The sequence below is a fragment of the Candidatus Methylacidiphilales bacterium genome, assembly GCA_025056655.1.
GTDB lineage: Bacteria > Verrucomicrobiota > Verrucomicrobiia > Methylacidiphilales > JANWVL01 > JANWVL01.
Genome location: JANWVL010000036.1, coordinates 1 through 1,810 on the forward strand (window position 1 = coordinate 1; position 1,810 = coordinate 1,810).

Consider the following 1,810-nt stretch of genomic DNA (forward strand, 5'->3'; position numbering starts at 1 on the left):
CGGGGCTTTCGGCGACGGCGTCGTCATCGACTTGCAGCAACAGCATAGTGATCAACTGGGCAGCGGGGACGGGGTGCACGACGCAGTATTTGGCGATTCGGTATCGTCCGACTGGGTCTGGGACATGGACAAACGTGCCGAATGCATCGCGACCGATTATTACGGCGAATACCTTCACCATCGGGAGCGTGAGTGCGACGACGTATGAGGTGCAGATTCAGACGGTGCCGACGCAGACGAGCACGCCCGGCACGACGAACTGGTTTGCATTGAATAACGTGACGGTGACGAGTTGTCCTCCGCCCGTGGTGACAGGGCCTGGGAGTGTGACGCATTGTAATCCAGGGGCGGTGAGCATTACGATGACGGCGACGAATTCGCCGACGAGCTGGGCTGTGGTGGGGAGTTTGCCTACGGGCTTGAGCTTGAATGCGGGGACGGGAGTGATCTCTGGGAATGTGGCTGTGGGGACGTATAGCTTTACGGTGACGGCGAGTAATGGAGGGGGGACGAGTGCGCCGTTTACAGTGAACTTAACGGTGAACAGCCAGCCTTCTATCACCTCAGCGGGGTCGCTATCGGCGACGTTGGGGCAGGCGTTTACGCATACGGTGACGACGACGGGTGCGCCGACGCCGAGTGTGACGGTGAGTGCGATCACGCCTGCGCCTGGGTTGAACATCAGCGGGGATACGATCTTGGGGACGCCGACGGCGACGGGGACGTTTACGTATCAGGCGACGGCGACGAATAGCTGTGGGACGGTGAGTCAGACGGTGACGATCACGGTGACGCATACGTCACCACCGCCGGTGATCCTCTTGACGCAAGCGCGTTTGCGGGCGATGCATGGGAGTTTCCAGGGGGATGTCAGCTTACCGTTGGCTGGGTCGATATCTGGGGTAGATCCTCGAGCGCACACGGTGGCGAGGGAGTTGGTGTTGACGTTTAACGTGCCGGTGACGAGTGTGAGTGTGGTGCAGGATGTAGGTCCTGCGATGACGCTGGGTGCGCCGGTGTATAGTGGGAGCACGGTGAGGATACCAGTGAGTGGGTTGAAGAATAATTCGAAGTATCGCGTGAAGGTGGTGGGTGTGAATGGGCAGGCGGTGACGGGGAATGATAAGGTGAACTGGCGGATCATCCGAGGGGATGTGAATGGGAATGGGACGGTGAATGCGGTGGATAGCGCGCAGGCGACGGCGCATGTAGGCCAGGCGATAACGAATGCGACGTTTCGGTCGGATGTGAATGCGGATGGGAACATTACGAGCTTGGATGTGACGCAGGTGATGAGCAACAACGGGGCGTTTGTGGCGCCGTAGGAGGGGATAAAGGGTGTGGAAGGGCACTTGGTGGAACGAGGAGATTTCCTTTGATCAAGGAGTGAAGCTAAGAAAAAGGAAAATAAATCCATCGAAATTTCTTTTTGTAGAGAGAAGAATGTCTCGAGAAATCTCTTCTAAGGAAGTGCGTGGAGAGGCGGTGAGGGAGGGTAAGATCGGAAAGAGGTCAGGGTGAGGCGGAGAAGAACAGATGGAACATAGGTGGAAATGGATGTGACTGAGCTATGGGGTGTGTATGCAAGCGTAGCGCGAGAGCAGTTTGGGGTTAAAGCGGCGGGTGGCGTCGCTTCTTGACTTACTCCGAAAGGGAATTTTTGAGATTCCGAGGCGAACTTATAAAGACGAGGTGTGGAATAATGAAAAAAGGGGTGGGACTGGCAGCTAGTTAATCGTTCTAATGCGGTCATGGAGTGCGGTGTCGAGCGATATGCAACACCTCCTTGTCTTTAAAAGCGCGTAGCAGT

Annotated in this window: 2 protein-coding genes; one reads left to right on the top strand and one right to left on the bottom strand. The window is 56.5% G+C overall.

Going from position 1 to position 1,810, the window contains the following annotated elements; all coding sequences use genetic code 11:
- On the top strand, window positions 1-1,325 hold a 1,325-nt coding region (locus NZM04_01585; GenBank protein MCS7062736.1), incomplete at its 5' end, for a putative Ig domain-containing protein.
- 137 nt (window positions 1,326-1,462) lie between these two features.
- Here NZM04_01585 and NZM04_01590 read toward each other — a convergent pair.
- On the bottom strand, window positions 1,463-1,753 hold the full coding sequence (locus NZM04_01590) for a hypothetical protein (GenBank protein ID MCS7062737.1): 291 nt from the start codon (window positions 1,751-1,753) through the stop codon (window positions 1,463-1,465).
- Between the last annotated feature and the right edge of the window lie 57 nt (window positions 1,754-1,810).

Bases quoted from the DNA above. Each gene is read 5' to 3' on its own strand.
- NZM04_01590 (MCS7062737.1), bottom strand. From the start codon at position 1,753: ATGACCGCATTAGAACGATTAACTAGCTGCCAGTCCCACCCCTTTTTT.